This window comes from Bradyrhizobium acaciae (assembly GCF_020889785.1).
GTDB classification, from domain to species: domain Bacteria; phylum Pseudomonadota; class Alphaproteobacteria; order Rhizobiales; family Xanthobacteraceae; genus Bradyrhizobium; species Bradyrhizobium acaciae.
On the sequence record NZ_JACMYK010000008.1, the window covers coordinates 1 to 17645 of the forward strand.

A 17645-nucleotide genomic window follows, 5' to 3' on the forward strand; every position below is an offset into this window, starting at 1 on the left:
GGCCGATTCAACCAAAACCCATCCCGCTCTAGGGGGCTGTTCGCGGCCAGGATGTGAACGCGGCCCACGCCAGTGCGAATGCGCCGGCGATCCAGAGCGCGATGATCGCGATCATTCCGGCTCGGCTGGTCGGTCGCTGCAATACCGCGCCGGCCTTGGCGCGGCATTCCGCCATCACCTCGTCCGGAACGAGCGAGATGGCAAGCCAGATGCCAAGCGGCACGAGAATCAGATCGTCGAGATAGCCGACAACCGGAATGAAATCCGGGATCAGGTCGATCGGTGAAAGCGCATAGGCTGCCACTGCGATTGCGACGGCCTTGGCGTACCACGGTACGCCTGGATCACGCGAAGCGAGATACAGCGCGACGCTGTCCCGCTTGAGGTTGCGCGCCCAGGCCTTGATTGAGGTAAGGGTCTTGCTTGAGGAATGCTTGATGGCGGACAGCATGGCGGGCGCCTGCACGCCGAACGGAAGCGCTATTCCAGCACGACGTCCACCGGCATGCCGCCGTGCAGACCCTTGTGGACGGAGGAAGGCGCGATACCGAAATACTTCCGGAAGACGCGGCTGAAATGCGAGGAGCTCGAGAAGCCCCACGAGAACGCCACATCCGTGATGGTCTTGCCGTTCTGTGATTCCAGTTCCTGCCGGCAATTTTGCAGGCGGGCCTTCCAGATGTAATCGCTGACCGTCATGCCGCGATCGCTGAACAGCATGTGCAGATAGCGCTTCGAGCAGCCGAGCGCCGCGGAAATGCGGTCGATGCAGAGATCGGGATCGCGCAGATGCTCGCGGATGAACCCTTGGGCCCGCACATAGGTCGCCTCGGCGCTGCCGCGGTCGAACATCGCGCCGGTCTCGCGCAGCGGCAGCAGCAGCAGGTCGATCAGCGCATCGGCGACGCCGACGGCGTTGACCGGGGTCAGCGTCGGTGCCTCGCCGAATGCGGCATGGACGAAATCATAGGCGATGCGGCCGGTGCCGTTGCGCGCCGACAGCTTGCAGGGTGCCATCTTGGAGAGCTGGAAGCCGCGCTCCTTGAGCAGGTCCTTTGGAACGATGACGACCTCGTGACGCGTCAGGGACGGGCTGATGATCGTGTGCGGACATGAGACGTCATATGCGAAGCAGTCTCCCGGCATGATGTCGAAGTGCAGACCGTCCTGCTCGAAATGCGAGACGCCGTGAGTCTGGAAAACGATCTTGATGTAGGGGTGCTCGCTCAGCCTGATGCGCGAGAGCGCATGGGCGATGCGATGCTGGCTTGCCTCGATCTGGCACAGCTTCAACCGCGACACGGTGGTGTAGTTGATCCGGCCTTCGAGCGAGGATCCTTCCAGCGCATCGACGTCGAACTGGCCGCAAAGATCAGTGAGCGCATCCGACCAGCGCTGGATTTGACGCTTGGGCGTCAATCCGTTCGTGCTGAGTGAATGGACTGTATCGGACATCTTTCCAGCCACCGATTCGATCCCCAACGTGACTGCCCACCGCGCTTAAGTCTGGTTCGGGATGATGCGCCTTCTCCCTGATTCTGAATAGGTTAGGGAGGCGGCGGGATTTCTTCCCGGTTAATGGCGAGCGATCCTCCGACTTAGTTCTGGGCTCGTCAAGCGCAACCTTAGCACGCGTCAAACTGGCGCTCGGATTGCGCCGGCCGCGATTGATGCCCTGCAACATGAAGCAAGCTTTCCCGCCGATCCGGCGGCGGCCAGCAAAAATCTGACGCAGCTTCGCTTCTGTGCAAACGGCGCTTCTCTATTGGGCAAGTCAACCGGATGCGATCGGACTACGAATGGGGAACCAAAATGGAAGAAGTGGGGCCGTTTCGGCGGAAACCCTTGAGCTCTTGAACCTGGGAGGAAATCCACGATGCGCAAGCTGCTATACGCGACCAGCCTTGGGGCAATGGCGGTATTCGCCGCCGGAGCTGCCACTGCCAATGACGAACTCCACAAGATGACGCAGAACCCGAAAGATTGGGTGATGCCGACCGGCGACTACACCAATCAGCGCTATTCGAAGCTGAATCAGATCAACGCCTCGAACGTCGGAAAGTTGCAGGTAGCGTGGACGTTTTCGACTGGCGTGCTGCGCGGCCACGAAGGCGGTCCGCTGATCATCGGCAACATGATGTACGTGCACACCCCGTTCCCGAACAAGGTCTACGCTATTGACCTTTCCAAGGACAACCAGATCGTCTGGAAGTACGAGCCGAAGCAGGATCCGAACGTCATTCCGGTGATGTGCTGCGATACCGTCAACCGCGGCGTCGCCTATGGTGACGGCAAGATCTTCCTGCACCAGGCCGACACCACGCTGGTCGCGCTCGATGCCAAGACCGGCAAGGTGGAGTGGTCGGTGAAGAACGGCGATCCGAGCAAGGGTTCGACCGGCACCTCCGCGCCGATGGTGGTCAAGGACAAGGTCCTGATCGGTATCTCCGGCGGCGAGTTCGGCGTGCAGGCGCACATGAGCGCCTACGACATCAAGACCGGCAAGCTGGTCTGGCGCGGATTCTCGGAAGGTCCGGATGACCAGATCCTGGTCGACGACAAGACCACCGAGCTCGGCAAGCCGGTCGGCAAGGACTCGAGCCTGAAGACGTGGCAAGGCGATCAGTGGAAGATCGGCGGCGGCGCGACCTGGGGCTGGATCTCCTACGATCCTGAACTCAACCTCGTCTACTACGGATCGGGTAACCCCTCGACCTGGAATCCGAAGCAGCGTCCCGGCGACAACAAGTGGTCGATGACGATCTGGGCGCGTAACCCGGATACCGGCGTCGCCAAGTGGGTCTACCAGATGACGCCCCATGACGAATGGGACTATGACGGCATCAACGAGATGATCCTCTCGGATCAGTCGATCGACGGCAAGGCGCGCAAGCTCCTGACCCACTTCGATCGCAACGGCCTCGGCTACACGCTCGATCGCGCCACCGGCGAACTGCTGGTCGCCGAGAAGTACGATCCGAAGGTGAACTGGACCTCCGGCGTCGACATGAAGAAGGATTCGCCGACCTATGGTCGTCCGAAGGTTCTTGACGCAGCGTCGACCGACAAGGCCGGCGAGGACGTCAACGTCAAGGGAATCTGCCCGGCAGCGCTTGGCTCGAAGGACGAGCAGCCGGCGGCTTACTCGCCCGACACGCAGCTGTTCTACGTGCCGACCAACCACGTCTGCATGGACTACGAGCCGTTCAAGGTGAGCTACACCGCAGGTCAGCCCTATGTCGGTGCGACGCTGTCGATGTATCCGCCTCCCGGTGAAACCAACATGGGCAACTTCATCGCCTGGGACGGCAAGACCGGCAAGATCGTCTGGTCGAACAAGGAGCAGTTCTCGGTCTGGTCGGGTGCACTCGCGACCGCCGGCGGCGTGGTGTTCTACGGCACGCTGGAAGGCTACCTGAAGGCAGTCGACGCCAAGACGGGCAAGGAGCTCTACAAGTTCAAGACCCCGTCCGGGATCATCGGCAACGTCACCACCTACGAGAACAACGGCAAGCAGTACGTCGCGGTTCTGTCAGGTGTCGGTGGTTGGGCAGGCATCGGTCTCGCGGCCGGTCTGACTGATCCGACGGCCGGTCTCGGTGCAGTCGGCGGCTATGCCGCGCTGAGCAACTACACCGCGCTCGGTGGAACGCTCACCGTGTTCTCGCTGCCGCAGCAGTGAGCTGAGCGACCTCGTTCCGGCGCATGGAGCGAACTCCATGCGCCGGTCCGTCTTCAATCTGCACGCGAGGATATGCTTTTGCGTAAGATCTGGTTTGTGACTGCTGCGATTTTCGTCGTGGCAATGGGTGGAGTTGCCTCCGCCGAGGACGTGGGTGATCCGACCGCCGTCAAGAGCGAGGACGGCAAGTATCTCGACAAGGATGGCAACCCGACGTTCAAGGTAACGTCCGACGGCACGGTGGACTGGTACACCTACTCCGGATACCGCCGCTATCATTCGGAGTGCCACGTCTGTCACGGCCCCGACGGCATGGGATCGACCTATGCTCCGGCGCTGGCGAATTCGCTGAAGAGCATGAACTACGCGGACTTCATGGGCGTGGTCGCGAGCGGACGCAAGAACGTGTCCACGGCGCAGGAGAATGTGATGCCGGCATTCGGCGATAACCCCAACGTTGCCTGCTACATGGACGACCTCTATGTGTACCTGCGCGCCCGCGCCAATGATGCAGTCGGGCGTGTTCGGCCGGCCAAGCATGAAGACAAGTCGGAAGCCTATGGCAAGGCCGAAGATGCCTGCATGGGCAACAAGAAGTGAGCGTGACCGGCGCGAACGACAAACCTGTTTGATGTTTAGTGGAGACCAAGATGAAGACCCGCGCCGCAGTCGCATTCGAAGCAAAGAAGCCGCTCGAGATCGTCGAGCTCGACCTGGAAGGCCCCAAGGCCGGCGAGGTCCTCGTCGAGATCAAGGCGACCGGTATCTGCCACACCGATGCCTACACGCTGGACGGCTTCGACAGCGAAGGCATCTTCCCTTCGGTGCTCGGCCATGAAGGCGCCGGCATCGTTCGCGAAGTCGGCGCCGGCGTGACGTCGGTGAAGCCGGGCGATCACGTGATCCCGCTCTACACGCCCGAATGCCGGCAGTGCAAAAGCTGCCTGAGCCAGAAGACCAACCTCTGCACCGCGATCCGCGCCACGCAGGGCAAGGGCGTGATGCCCGACGGCACTTCGCGCTTCAGCTACAAGGGCAAGCCGGTCTTCCACTACATGGGCTGCTCGACCTTCTCGAACTTCACCGTGTTGCCCGAGATCGCGGTCGCCAAGATCCGCGAGGACGCGCCGTTCGACAAGAGCTGCTACATCGGCTGTGGCGTCACCACCGGCGTCGGCGCCGTCGTCAACACCGCCAAGGTGACGCCGGGCTCCAACGTGGTCGTGTTCGGCCTCGGCGGCATCGGCCTCAACGTGATCCAGGGCGCCAAGATGGTCGGTGCCGACAAGATCATCGGCGTCGACATCAACGACTCGAAGGACGCCTGGGGTCGCCAGTTCGGCATGACGCACTTCGTCAATCCGACCAAGGTGCAGGGCGACATCGTCCAGCACCTGGTGGGCCTCACCGACGGCGGCGCCGACTACACCTTCGACTGCACCGGCAACACCACCGTGATGCGGCAGGCGCTGGAAGCCTGCCACCGCGGCTGGGGCGTCTCGGTCGTGATCGGCGTTGCGGAGTCCGGCAAGGAGATCGCGACCCGGCCGTTCCAGCTCGTCACCGGACGCGTCTGGAAGGGCACAGCGTTCGGCGGCGCACGCGGCCGCACCGACGTGCCGAAGATCGTCGACTGGTACATGGGCGGAAAGATCCAGATCGATCCGATGATCACCCACGTGCTGAAGCTCGACGAGATCAACAAGGGCTTCGACCTGATGCACGAGGGCAAATCGATCCGTTCGGTCGTCGTATTCTGAAATCAAAACACCAAGCACTAGGAGGATAGACCAATGACTGTTCATATCCACCCGTCGGTCGACAATGGCGTCAAGCAAGGCTCCGGCAATTTTGCCGGCGGCACGCTGGTCTGCAAATGCGCGGACAAGAAGGTCAAGGTCGGGGTCAAGGGCGACGTCGCCCATAACCACGCCTGCGGCTGCACCAAATGCTGGAAGCCCGCGGGCGCCACCTTCTCGGTGGTCGCGGTGGTTCCGCGCGAGAACGTCACCGTGCTGGAGAACGGCGACAAGTTGAAGATCGTCGACGCGGCCGCGGTGATCCAGCGCCACGCCTGCACCGGCTGCGGCACCCATATGTACGGCCGGATCGAGAACAAGGGCCATCCGTTCTACGGCCTCGACTTCATCCACCCCGAGCTGTTCCAGGAGTCCGGCTCGGCGGCTCCGGGATTTGCCGCCTTCGTGTCGTCGGTGATCGAGTCCGGCGTCAAGCCGGCGGAGATGGCCGGGATCAGGTCGCGGCTGAAGGAGCTTGGGCTCGAGCCCTATGACTGCCTGTCGCCGGCGCTGATGGACGCGATCGCCACCCACGTGGCGAAGTCCAAGGCGGCTTGAGGACGGCAGCCTGATCGGCTCGCTCTGACGAGATCCTGCGCCGGCGGAGGGCCTGCCGGCGACGGATATGCTGGTAGTACCCGTGACCTTGAACCTTGCATGCCCTGCGGGCGACCACAGGGCATGCATTTTATTTTTCGTCTTGCCCTCGTGCTTTCCCCGATCCTGGTCCTCTCGCGCGCCCACGCGGCGTCGCCGGAAGACCGCTACATCGCCGCGCGCGATGCCGCGATCGCCAAATTCGCCAAGCTGTCGAGCGACAACAAGATCAACGAGGCCGTCGACAAGGCCGAGGCGGCCGCGCGAGACGGGCTGAAGGCGCAGCTGGCTGCCATCCTGTCCGAGCCCGCCCGGCCGGGCTTTGGCCCCGCCCAGCTCAATCTCGATACTTTATATAAGGGCGACATGGGGTTCGGCATGCTGGACGGCCTGCGCTTCGATGCCGACAGGGGCAGGGACGGCGCCAAGATCGGAGAGAAGCGCGCCGACGGGAGCTTCGTCGAGCCGAAAGCCCACATCATCGTCACCACCGATGCCTTGTTCACGCGCTGGCTGCAGGAGCACAAGGCCTGGTGGGACAAGGGCAGCAAGAACGTGCCGCAGCAGATCGACGCAGCGGTGAAGTTCGAAGGCCTCTACACCCAGGCGATCTCGACCGACGCCGCGGTGGTCAATTTCAACGACCTGCCGGTCGCCAAGCCGGCGTCGGCCACCCTGACTTACGGCTTCCTGGCCGGCCGCACCCAGGACTCGTTCCCTGAGGCCGCCGATGAGGTGTTCGTGGCTGTTCTCGCCAACGGCAAGTTCTACATCGCCTATGGCGAGATCGAGCCCAATGTGAAAGTGCCCGCCTGCACGGCGATCCGCACCGACTACAACAAAAAGGCCGATGAAGCGGCCGAGAAGCTCGAGCGCAAGCAGATCACCAGGAAGGCGTATGACAATCTCGGCGACCTCCGCCAGCAGGGCGAGGACGCATTCAAGCGCTGCTTCGTTCAGCACGCCCCGGAGCAGCCGGCGTTCGCCGAGGCCGCCAAACAGGCCCAGGCGCTGCTGGAGACGGCGATCGGTAAATAGCACCGCATGGCAGTTTGATCGGCGACCAGCGCGAGCCTATCTTCTCCGGAAAGTCTGCATCTCCGGGGAGACACCATGAATACCGCCATCAGCCCGTTTCGCATTGCCGTCAGTGACGGTGTCCTTGAGGATCTCCGCTTCAGGCTGCGCCGGACCCGCTGGCCGGAAGCCGAACTGGTCGACGACTGGAGCCAGGGCGCGCCGCTGAAATGGATCAAGGACGTCTGCCACTATTGGGCCGAGACGTATGATTGGCGGCAGCGCGAGGCGCGGCTCAACCGCTTCAGCCAGTTCACCACCGAGATCGACGCGCTCGACATCCACTTCATCCACGTCCGCTCCAAGCATCCGGAGGCGCGGCCGTTGATCATCACCCATGGCTGGCCGGGATCGGTGGTCGAATTCCACAAGGTGATCGAGCCGCTGACCGATCCGACAGCGCATGGCGGCAGCGCGCGTGACGCGTTCCATGTGGTGTGCCCGTCATTGCCGGGCTTCGGCTTCTCGGCCAAGCCTGCTGAGACAGGCTGGGGCGTCGACAGGATCGCCAGCGCCTGGGCCGTCCTGATGCAGCGGCTCGGCTACACCCGCTATTTCGCGCAAGGCGGCGATTGGGGCTCGGCGGTCACGACCGCGATCGGCGGCCAGGACCCGGCACATTGCGGCGGCATCCACATCACGCTTGCGATGTCGACCCGGCCCAATGTCGAGGGGCAGCCGACGCCGGAGGAGACCCGTGCGCTCAACGGCATCAAATACTATGCCGACTGGGATTCCGGCTATTCCAAGCAGCAGTCCACCCGGCCGCAGACGCTTGGTTATGGCCTGACGGATTCACCGAGCGGGCAGGCGGCCTGGATCCTGGAAAAGTTCTGGGCCTGGACCGACTGCGACGGGCATCCGGAAAACATCCTCAGCCGCGACGAGCTGCTCGACAATGTCATGCTGTACTGGGTCACCGCGACGGCCGCGTCTTCGGCGCGGCTGTACTGGGAAAGCTTCGGGCCGGGCAAGCGGACTCCACACAAGGTGAGTGTGCCGACCGGCGTTGCCGTGTTCCCCAAGGAGATCGTCACGCCGGTCCGCAAATGGATGGAGACGAACTTCACCAACATCCGGCACTGGAGCGAGATGCCGAAGGGCGGGCACTTCTCGGCGTTCGAGCAGCCCGAGCTGTTCGTCGGCGAGGTGCGCAAGTTCTTCGGGATGCTGCGCTAGCAGCGTTTGTGTCAGAATGCGCTGCGTAACGGAGGGACGTCGGCGTGCTGCTTGATCCCCGCCATGGCGACTTCGAGGACAACGCCGCCAGTCCCGAACAGCGTTCGTTGTTCGCGATCATGGGCAGCCTTCTGGTTGAGATAAGCCCGGCGAAGCTGCTGTTCGCCTGGACGGTTTCGCTTCTGCTTCCGGGCGTGTTGCTCGGCCTTGCGCCGCTGGTTGCGTCCGCCTGGATCTCGAGCCTTTCGCAACACGTACTGGCATTGTCCGAGGTCGGGGCCGTGCTGGCGTTGATTGTGATCGCGGCGTTAGGCTGGCTTGGCGGGCGACCGCTGCTTCAAATCGCCGAAACAAACTTCTGGTCACTGAACGCACTCGCGGTGCAACCGAGCTACGCCTTCACGCGCGAGGCGCTGCGCCATCTGGCGGAGCTGCTCTGGCGAACCGGCTCAACTGCCGCCTCTCGCATGAGGCTGCGCCGGAGTTGCTCGATCGGCGCCGGCATGTTGCTCTCTGCAGGTGCGGCATTGATCGCGGTCCTGGCCTGGCCTGTTTCGCAATGGACTGCGACCGTCAACGACCTTGTTCTGATTCATCGTCTCGTGGTGCCGACGTTCGCGAACGCCGTGGTGCTGGTGTCCAGCTATCTTGCGGTTGCATCGCTGGCCTGGAGTGTGGCCGATGCCAGTATGGATCAACCGGCCGACCTTGCCGGCTTCGACGCGCCGCCGCCGGGAGGCCGCTGCTGGCGCGTTGCGCATTTGTCTGATCTTCACGTGGTCGGCGAGCGATATGGCTTCCGCATCGAAAGCGGGACGGCCGGTCCACGGGGAAACCAGCGCTTCAACCGCGTGCTGGCTCGCCTCGCCGAAATTCACGCCGTCGATCCGCTCGACCATGTGCTGATCAGCGGCGATATGACGGATGCCGGCCGGCCTGGCGAATGGGCGGAATTTCTCGATGCGCTGGCAGGTCATCCCGAGCTTGCCGCTCGCATCGTCATGCTTCCGGGCAATCATGACGTCAACGTCGTCGATCGCGCCAATCCCGCGCGCCTCGACCTGCCGTTCAGCCCAGGCAAGCGGCTACGGCAGATGCGTACCCTGTCGGCGATTGCGGCCGTCCAGGGCGATCGCGTGCGTGTCATCGACGATTCCGGCAAACCATCGGCTACGCTGAACCAGTCGCTGGCATCTTACCGTGACCGGATCACGCAATTTGCGCAGCACGGGGGCGTGCGGCGCGCAGCAGCGCTCCGCGGTCTGTTCGATGATCAATTCCCAATGATCCTGCCGCCGGACCGGGATGGCGGCCTCGGGATCGCAGTTCTCAACTCCAACGCAGAAACCCACTTCTCCTTCACCAACGCGCTCGGTTTGGTTTCGGAAGCGCAAACGCGGCGATTGGAGGCTGCAATCCGCCATTTCCCGACGGCATATTGGACCATCGCGCTGCATCATCATTTGATGGAGTATCCTATGCCGGTCAAGACGTTTGCCGAACGCATCGGGACCGCCCTGATCAACGGCAGTTGGTTTGTGCGCAAGTTGCAAAGGTTTTCCGATCGCTCGGTCGTGATGCACGGTCACCGGCATATCGATTGGATCGGTACATGCGGTGCGTCGAAGATCGTCTCAGCTCCGTCGCCGGTGATGGGGGCGGCGGATGATGCAGTCACCTATTTCTATATCCACACAATGGTGGTCGGTCCGGACCGGAAGCTCTGCCTCGCCGAGCCCGAGCGGGTGGAAATTGCCGGGAGCTAGGACTTTTCCGGCTTATCTTCGGGCGTTCCGCCGAACAAATCGGCGATCCATGCGGCCGACGGACTCTCGGCACAGAAGGTCAGAATAGCGAGCGTGATCGGCACGCCGATGAAAGTCCCGAACAGGCCCCAGAGCGAGCTCCAGAAGAAGATCGCAAACAGCACCAGGAACGGCGAGATCGATAGCGTCGAGCCAGCCACTCGCGGTTCGACATAGCTGCCGACCACGAACTGGATGACGTTGAGACAGGCGAACACTCCAAACACCGCGGGCCAGCTCTCGAACTGGGTCATGGCCAGCAGCGTGGGGAACAGTGTCGCGATGAAAGGGCCGATGAAGGGAATGTAGTTGAGGACAAAAGCGATGACGCCCCATTCGAACGCGAATGGCAGTCCGGTCACCGCAGCAAACAGGCCGACCAGGAGACCTGTGACCGCGCTCATCTGCGTCCGCACCAGCATATATTGGCGAAACTTGGCGGCCGTCGCTTTGCTGCCCTTGAGCAGGATGCGCGCGGCCGTGCGGTTCTCCAATCGCCGGATTCGCCGACCGGCATCTTCGACCTCGAGAAGTCCCAGCACGACATAGACCAGCGCGATGAGCCAGAAACTCAACGTGGTGTTGACGCGGCCGGTGACGTATTGCGTGATGCGCAGCAGCCAGCCGACATTGAAATGCTCCGCCCAAAGGCCGGCGAACGAGACGCCGTGACCGTCCAGCCAAATCACCGCGGCGTCGTAGAAGGCTTGATATCGCGCCGCATCCGCAATCAACGAGCGCCCGACACGGCCGAATCCCCACGCCGCCAGCGAGGCGAACGCGACGCAGGTCGTGGTCGTAACGACGACGGTGATGGCGAGCGCGAGGAGTTTCGGCAGCCACGACTGCAGCCGTTCCTGAACGGGCCAGACGATCGCAATGATGAACAGCGCGGCCGCAAGCGGGGCCAGCACACTGCGTGCCTGAGCCACCGCCGCGATGACCAGTACCGCGGCGATGATGCCGGTCGTGATCTTCAACCCGCCAGTCATCCTTGGGTTATCCGATCTCCTGAGAGCCGGCTCGATCCTGCGGCGCAGCTACAGCAATCCGCGATAAATCCCCGGCGCGGAGCCGTCGATGGCCACCGCGCCGACGGCCTTCGCATAGAATTCCGCCGGCCCGACTCCGCCGATGATGGCGTAGCCGAAGCCCTGATATTTCATGTCCTCGAGACAGGCGAACAGCAGCGCCTTGCCGATTCCGCTCTGTTGCGCCTTCGGCGCGACGCCGGTCGGACCGAAGAAGTTGCGGCAGGCCGCGTCGTAGCAGGCGAATCCCACGATCTTCTTCTGCTGGATCGCGATGAAGCAGGAGACCGGTCGGCGGCTGAATGCCACGTCGGTTTCGCTGGCCCACGCCTCGCTGAATGTTTCTCGCACCCAGGCTATGACCTTGTGCTTCTCAGGGGCGAGCGCCCGGCGCATGACAATTCCGGCCTGCTGCAATCGATCGTAGGCGGGCCTTGAATCGGGCAGGGCGTAGAGCTTGACGAGCATGTCCATCCGGCAACCTTAGTGGAAAATGCCCCCCGCGCGCAAATCTCGGGAGGAAGGTCGAGGCGTGGGTTGGGTAGAGCCCTGCGGACTACCATTTCCGCTATTGCCGCGCAGAACATCGGGAACGGGCAGGCCGTCGTCTTCAACGTCCCGCTCAACGGCTTTGCCGCGGCGCTGGAGCGCACCATTCAGCTTGGAAGCTGACCGGCAATCTCGTCGGCCCGCCAGCACCGGACCGCGTGTCCGTCCGGACGGGTTTGAAGCGAAGGCCGAGGCTCGCGCTGACACACCGCTTCTGCGTAACGACAGCGTGGACTGAATGCACATCCGTCCGGCGGATTGAGCGGATTGGGAAGCTCACCCCTCGTCGTCGCGAGCGGTGCGCGGCGGAGCGGATCGGGAATGGCGGCGATTAGGGTTTGCGTATACGGGTGCGCCGGCCGTTCGAAGATCTCGCGCCAGCCGCCCGTCTCCACAATGCGGCCGAGATACATGACCGCGACCCTGTCGCTCATGTGCTCGACGACGCCGAGATCGTGGCTGATCATGATGTAGGAGAGGCCGAGTGTTTCCTTCAGCTCCAGCAGCAGGTTGATGATCTGGGCACGGATCGAGACATCGAGTGCCGAGACCGGCTCGTCGCAGATGACGATCTTCGGATTGAGGATCAGCGCGCGGGCGATGCCGATGCGCTGGCGCTGGCCACCCGAGAACTCATGCGGGTAGCGGCCGGCCTGTTCGGGCCGCAGGCCGACATGCCTGAGCATCGCCGCAACGCGTCCGTCGACTTCGCTTTTGGCCGTCACCCCATGCAGGCGCAACGGGTCTTCGAGCGTGCGACGAACCGTCTGGCGTGGATTGAGCGAGGCGTAGGGGTCCTGAAACACCATTTGGGCGGTCCGGGCCAACAGTTTTCGATCGCCCGATTGCCGGCCCGTCACGACGTGCCCGTCGAGCACGATCCTGCCCCGCGTCGGCGTCAGGAGCCCAAGCAGCGAAAGGGCGACGGTCGACTTGCCGCAACCGGATTCGCCGACGAGACCGAGGCACTCGCCGCGCTTCAGTTCGAGATCGATCCCGTCGACCGCGCGCAACAGCCGCTGGCCGCCGCCCAGCAAGCCGCCGCCGAGCGGAAAATGCACCGCGAGATCCTCCACGCTGAGAATGACATCGTCGCCGGGCTTTACCGGGGGGTCATGCATGGTGGTGGCACCTGACGAGGCCGCCCGCGCCGAGCCATGTCGTCTCCGGTGCGGTGGTCCGGCAGATCTCGGTCGCCTGCGCGCAACGCGGATTGAAGCGGCAACCGGCTGGAAAGTCCGCGATCGCCGGTACGACGCCGGCGATCTCCCTGAGCCGCGACCGGCCGAGTGCTGCGCGGCTCCCCAGCCGTGGCAGCGAGTCGACCAGGCCCTGGGTGTAGGGATGGGCGCAGGCGCTGAAGATGTCGTCCGAGCGGCGTTCCTCGACGATACGACCGGCATACATGACGCCGACCCGGCGGCAGACGTTGGCGACCAGGCCCAGATCGTGGCTGATCATCAGGATCGCCGTGCCTCGCTCGGCGCACAGATTGCGCATCAGCTCGATGATCTCAGCCTGCACCGTCACGTCGAGCGCGGTGGTCGGCTCGTCGGCGATCAGAAGATCCGGATCGCATGCGAGCGCGATGGCGATCATCACGCGTTGGCGCATGCCGCCCGAAAGCTGGTGCGGGTAATCCTTCACGCGCCGCTCCGGTGCCGGGACGCGGACGCTCGCCAGCGCCTCGACGGCGAGCTGGTTGGCCTCGCGCCAGCTCTTGCCTTTGTGCAGCACAAACATCTCCGCGATCTGCCGGCCGACGGGCGAGACCGGGTTGAGCGCGGTCATCGGCTCCTGGAAGATCATGGCGATGCGGTTGCCGCGCAGCGCCCGCTGCTCGGCCGCGGAAAGTCGCTGAATTTCGCGGGCCTCGAAACGTATCGCGCCGGCAGCGACCGAGAGCGGCCGGCGCAGCAGGCCGATCAGGGCGAGCGCCGTGATGCTCTTGCCGCAGCCGGACTCGCCGACCAGGCCGAACGTCTCGCCGCGATCGATACGGAACGAAACGCCCTCGACCGCTGCTACATGGTTGGCGCCGTCGTCGAGATCGATGCGCAAGTCCTCGACTTCGATCAGCGGAGCGGTCGTCATGTGCGCCGGCTCCGCGACTGGGGATCGAGCACGTCACGCAAGCCGTCGCCAAGCAGATTGAGGCCGAGCACCGTCAGGAAAATCGCAAGGCCGGGGAAGACCGACAGCCATGGCGCCGTGGTGATCTGGTCGCGGGCCTCCGACAGCATGCTGCCCCAGCTTGGATAGGGTGGACGAATGCCGAGGCCGAGGAACGAGAGTGAAGCTTCGGCGAGGACCGCGCCGCCCATGCCGAGCGTGCCGATCACAATGATGGGGCCGACCATGTTCGGCAGCAGCTGCGTGATCATGATACGCAAGTCTCCATAGCCGAGCACGCGCGCCGCCTGCACATAGCCCTGGCTCTTGAGCGACAGCGTCGAGGCCCGCGCGATCCGGCAGGTGAAAGACCAGTTGGTCAATCCGAGCGCGATCAGCAGGCTGGTGAGGCCGGGCCCAAGCACCGCCATGATGGCGAGTGCGAAGATCAGCGAGGGGATCGCGAGCATCAGGTTGGTCAGCCCGTTGACGACATCGTCCCACCAACCGCCCCAATAACCCGCGGTCAGGCCCAGCGTCACGCCGATGATGCTGTTGACGAGTTGCGAGACGATGCCGACCGTCAGCGAGATGCGTGCGCCGTGCACGACGCGGGAATAGATATCGCGGCCCTGCGCGTCGGTACCGAACCACCAGATCCAGCTCGGCGGCTCTTCCGCGTTCATGAGGTTGGCGCCCATGACTGGATCCGTGTGTGCCAGCCAGGGCGCGAACAGGCCGACGAAGATCGCAAGCGCGAACAGCAGCCCGCCGATGATCGCACTGGTGCCAAGCTTCATCGCGGCCGCTCCGCCGTGACAGGCTGCGCGGCTGGACTTGCGCAGGCGTGATGAGGCTGGCAGCGGCTCATGCGTATCTGATCCTGGGATCGATCACGCCGTAGAGCAGATCGACCAATGTATTGACGGTGAGGAAGAACAGCACCACGACGAGAATCGTGCCCTGCACGGCGGGAATGTCGCGCTGCAGGACGCTGTCGACCAGCAGCGAGCCGATGCCCGGCCAGGAGAACAATTTCTCGACGACGACGGCCTGCCCCATCACGACGCCGAATTGCAGGCCGATCGCGGTGAGAATGATGACGAGGGCATTGCGCATCACATGCCACGTCACGACCCGGGTCTCGCTCATGCCCTTCGAGCGCGCCGTCCGGACAAAATCCGCAGTCATGATCTCGAGCACCGCTGCACGCGTCGTCCGCGCCAGCAGCGCCATCGGCGAGACACCGAGCGTCACGGCAGGCAGGATCAGATTTTTCAGCCCGCCATCGCCATAGCCAAAGCTCGGCAGCCAGCCGAGCTTCAAGGCAAACAGATACATCAGCAGCAGCCCGAACCAGAACTTGGCCATTGAAAGGCCCGACACCGCAAGGACCATCGAGACGGTATCGACGATGCTGCCCGGCCTCAGCGCCGCGATGAAGCCGAGCGGCACGCCGACCGCAACTGCAAACGCCAGGGCTGCGAATATCAACTGCAGGGTCGGCCACATCCGCTTGGCGATCATGGCTGTGACCGGCTCGCGGGTCCGGAACGAGGTCCCGAAATCACCTGTCATGAGCTTGGCGATGTAGGAGCCGAAGCGCACGTAAACGGGATCGTCGAGGCCGAGCTGTTTCTTCATGCGTTCCACGACCTGCGGGTCCGTCGGACCGCGGCCGTCGTCACCCATGCTCGATACGATGCTGCCCGGAACGACGCTGAACAGCACGAAGATCAGCAGCACGACAGCCAGCACGGTCGGGATGGTTTGCAGGACTCGACGGATCGCGAAAGAGAGCATTGAACGTTCTCCTCACTCCCTCCATCGTTTCTCGCGATGGCGGGAGAGCGATGGCACCCGTCACTTCGCCGGCGAGGTGTCGTCGACCCAGAGGTCTTCGACGTTCTGATGGGTCAATTCCGTCGCATCCAACTGAATTCCCTTGAGCCAGGGTTGCACCGCCATGACAGCCTTGTTGTAGTTGAAGAACCAGATCGGCGCTTCCTCAAAGAGCAGCGCATTGGCCTTTTGCAGCAGCTGGACGCGCTTGGCGGCTTCGTCGGTCTGCCCGGCTTCATCGATCACCTTGTCGAAGTCGGTGTTCTTGAAGTTCGTGTAGTTGCAGGCCGATTGCGGCGTCGTCGAGTGGAAGCATTTGAGCGATGCCTGCGGATCCGGGCCGGTCGCCTGGGAATAGATGAAGGCCTGAAAGTCGCCCTTGCGAATGACCTCCGCCAGCACCGCGGTCTCGACCTGCTTGACTTTCACCTTGATGCCCACCTTATCCAGCATCGGGATGGCGGCTTCGACGATCGGCAAGCCCCAGCTTTCATTCTGACTGGTGGTCCATTCGAATTCAAAGCCGTTGGGGTAGCCTGCGTCCGCCAGCAATTGCTTCGCCTTCGCGGGATCGTAAGGGTAGGGCTTCATGGCCTTGTCGTAGGCGGGTGAGGTCAGCGGCAGCCAGCTTGTCGCGCGGTAGGCCTTGCCCTTGACCAGCTTGTTGATGATCAGATCGGCATCGATCGCGTAATTGATGGCCTGCCGAACCCGCTTGTCGGAGAAAGGTTTGAACGCTGGATTCATCCCCATATAGCGCGTGAAGACCTCGGCGACCTCGACGATGGTGCCCTTGAGGTTGGGGTCGGCCTGATAGGCGACATACTGCGCGGGGCCGAGCACCGAGGTGTCGATCTCCTTGTTACGGAAGGCGACATCGCGCGCCGCGGCTTCACCCATCAGCGAAATCACGATCTTGTCGGCGTAGGGCTTGCCGGGCTTGTAGAACCGGTCCCACCTGTCCAGCACGATGCGCGATCCCGGCACATGCTCGACGAATTTGAATGGACCAAGACCGATCGGTTTCTGGAGAAAGCCTTCCTTCCCGCCTTCGTCGGCCGGATAGATCGAGGTCAGTGCGGTGAAGAAATAGAAGGCAGGATCGACTTTCTCGGTCAGCTTCATTTCGAGGCTGAAGTCGTCGATCTTCTTCAGGCCGGAGATCTCCTTGGCCTGGCCCTTCTCGACCTCGGCCGCGCCCTCGATGATGCGCACGAAGCGCGCGCCGGGGTAGGCCTTGGTGCCGTCCATGATGCGGTTGTAGGACCAGATGATGTCGTCGGCCGTCATCCTCCGGCCGTTATGGAAATAGGCGTCGTCGCGCAGCTTGAAAGTATGAACGAGACCCCCGCCCGAGACCGTGACCTCCTTGGCAAGTTCCAGGACCGGCTTGCCTTCGGTTGAATCCCAGATGTAGAGCGAGCGGTGAAGGGCCTTGGCGTAGATCTCGTCCTGGGCGCGCGGTGTGGTGTGGATGTCCATGCTGGTGAAGCTGGAGCCATAGGGCGCCGTCATGCGAATGGTCCCGCCTTTGCGCGGTGTCTGGGCAGCCGCCGCGGCGGCGAGTGCGAGCCCCAGACCGGCCGCGATCGCAATCATCTTGAACTTCATGCTTCCCCCAACGGTGCAGGAACAGTCCGAATTGCGAGTTGATCATCGCCGGCACGTCTAGCGCAAGGTCCTCAATTCGTGTCGATGGCGACCGGCATCAAATAATTCGTGTCGCCGCGATACCGTCGACGGGTGACCAAGGCACGTGTCAGGTTGAATGGGCGCGGGGAGGACTTGCCCGACATGGTTTGACGTGCCAACACCCTGGTTGCAACTTGCGCGAGTAAGCAAGCAATTGCGATTGAAAGGATTTTGGCTTTCGTCGTGAAATTGCGAAAGCCGGGACGACACTGTTGTCGGCACGGCAATCGCATGTGGCCTCGTCCCGTCGTGCGGGGTGAGGTGTGCCAACATATTTCTG

The 17645-nt window shown here is 63.1% G+C and carries 16 protein-coding genes; 7 read left to right on the top strand and 9 right to left on the bottom strand.

Translation table 11 applies throughout. The annotated features are described in order from the left end of the window. Positions 1–28 precede the first annotated feature (28 nt). Both H8A92_RS05980 and H8A92_RS05985 read right to left on the bottom strand, forming a co-directional pair. Entirely contained in the window at positions 29–451 is a 423-nt protein-coding gene (locus H8A92_RS05980) for a YkvA family protein (protein ID WP_229194922.1), read from the bottom strand. A 29-nt stretch (positions 452–480) separates the two neighbouring features. Continuing rightward, the gene (locus H8A92_RS05985; protein ID WP_163157670.1) at positions 481–1455 is read right to left on the bottom strand and encodes a helix-turn-helix domain-containing protein; all 975 of its coding nucleotides are present in this window, start codon (positions 1453–1455) and stop codon (positions 481–483) included. Between the two features lie 421 nt (positions 1456–1876). On the opposite strand from H8A92_RS05985, the gene xoxF5 reads away from it, so the two are divergent. From xoxF5 to H8A92_RS06020, 7 genes are all read left to right on the top strand, one after another. After that, a complete protein-coding gene (xoxF5, locus tag H8A92_RS05990; protein WP_229194923.1) occupies positions 1877–3682 on the top strand; it encodes a lanthanide-dependent methanol dehydrogenase XoxF5 in 1806 nt (601 codons plus the stop codon). A 123-nt stretch (positions 3683–3805) separates the two neighbouring features. Then, a complete protein-coding gene (locus H8A92_RS05995; RefSeq protein WP_229195010.1) occupies positions 3806–4282 on the top strand; it encodes a c-type cytochrome, methanol metabolism-related in 477 nt (158 codons plus the stop codon). Between the two features lie 50 nt (positions 4283–4332). Further along, positions 4333–5442, top strand: a complete 1110-nt coding sequence (locus H8A92_RS06000; RefSeq protein WP_163157666.1) for an S-(hydroxymethyl)glutathione dehydrogenase/class III alcohol dehydrogenase — start codon at positions 4333–4335, stop codon at positions 5440–5442. 33 nt (positions 5443–5475) lie between these two features. Further along, entirely contained in the window at positions 5476–6039 is a 564-nt protein-coding gene (gfa, locus tag H8A92_RS06005; protein WP_163157664.1) for an S-(hydroxymethyl)glutathione synthase, read from the top strand. Positions 6040–6162: 123 nt separating this feature from the next. Then, on the top strand, positions 6163–7116 hold the full coding sequence (locus H8A92_RS06010) for a hypothetical protein (protein WP_229194924.1): 954 nt from the start codon (positions 6163–6165) through the stop codon (positions 7114–7116). Positions 7117–7191: 75 nt separating this feature from the next. After that, a complete protein-coding gene (locus tag H8A92_RS06015) occupies positions 7192–8334 on the top strand; it encodes an epoxide hydrolase family protein (protein ID WP_229194925.1) in 1143 nt (380 codons plus the stop codon). A gap of 44 nt (positions 8335–8378) precedes the next feature. Then, a complete protein-coding gene (locus tag H8A92_RS06020) occupies positions 8379–10100 on the top strand; it encodes a metallophosphoesterase family protein (RefSeq protein WP_229194926.1) in 1722 nt (573 codons plus the stop codon). On the opposite strand, the gene H8A92_RS06025 is transcribed toward H8A92_RS06020, so the two are convergent. From H8A92_RS06025 to H8A92_RS06055, 7 genes are all read right to left on the bottom strand, one after another. Then, positions 10097–11131 carry an AI-2E family transporter gene (locus H8A92_RS06025; RefSeq protein ID WP_229194927.1) on the bottom strand — a complete coding sequence of 345 codons (1035 nt, stop codon included), beginning with the start codon at positions 11129–11131 and terminating at the stop codon, positions 10097–10099. The two genes, H8A92_RS06020 and H8A92_RS06025, sit on opposite strands and share 4 nt — an antisense overlap. Before the next feature lie 48 nt (positions 11132–11179). After that, entirely contained in the window at positions 11180–11644 is a 465-nt protein-coding gene (locus tag H8A92_RS06030) for a GNAT family N-acetyltransferase (protein ID WP_229194928.1), read from the bottom strand. A gap of 182 nt (positions 11645–11826) precedes the next feature. Then, the gene (locus H8A92_RS06035) at positions 11827–12840 is read right to left on the bottom strand and encodes an ABC transporter ATP-binding protein (protein ID WP_229194929.1); all 1014 of its coding nucleotides are present in this window, start codon (positions 12838–12840) and stop codon (positions 11827–11829) included. Then, positions 12833–13813, bottom strand: coding sequence for an ABC transporter ATP-binding protein (locus H8A92_RS06040; protein ID WP_229194930.1), 981 nt, complete (start codon positions 13811–13813; stop codon positions 12833–12835). The genes H8A92_RS06035 and H8A92_RS06040 overlap by 8 nt, the downstream gene beginning before the upstream one ends. After that, on the bottom strand, positions 13810–14631 hold the full coding sequence (locus H8A92_RS06045) for an ABC transporter permease (protein ID WP_163157646.1): 822 nt from the start codon (positions 14629–14631) through the stop codon (positions 13810–13812). Before H8A92_RS06045 ends, H8A92_RS06040 begins: the two co-directional genes overlap by 4 nt. Positions 14632–14698: 67 nt before the next feature. Then, positions 14699–15634: an ABC transporter permease gene (locus H8A92_RS06050; RefSeq protein ID WP_163157644.1), complete on the bottom strand. Its 936-nt coding sequence runs from the start codon at positions 15632–15634 to the stop codon at positions 14699–14701. 60 nt (positions 15635–15694) lie between these two features. Then, positions 15695–17284 (bottom strand): ABC transporter substrate-binding protein, encoded by a 1590-nt coding sequence (locus H8A92_RS06055; RefSeq protein WP_229194931.1) that lies wholly within the window; start codon positions 17282–17284, stop codon positions 15695–15697. Positions 17285–17645: the final 361 nt, after the last annotated feature.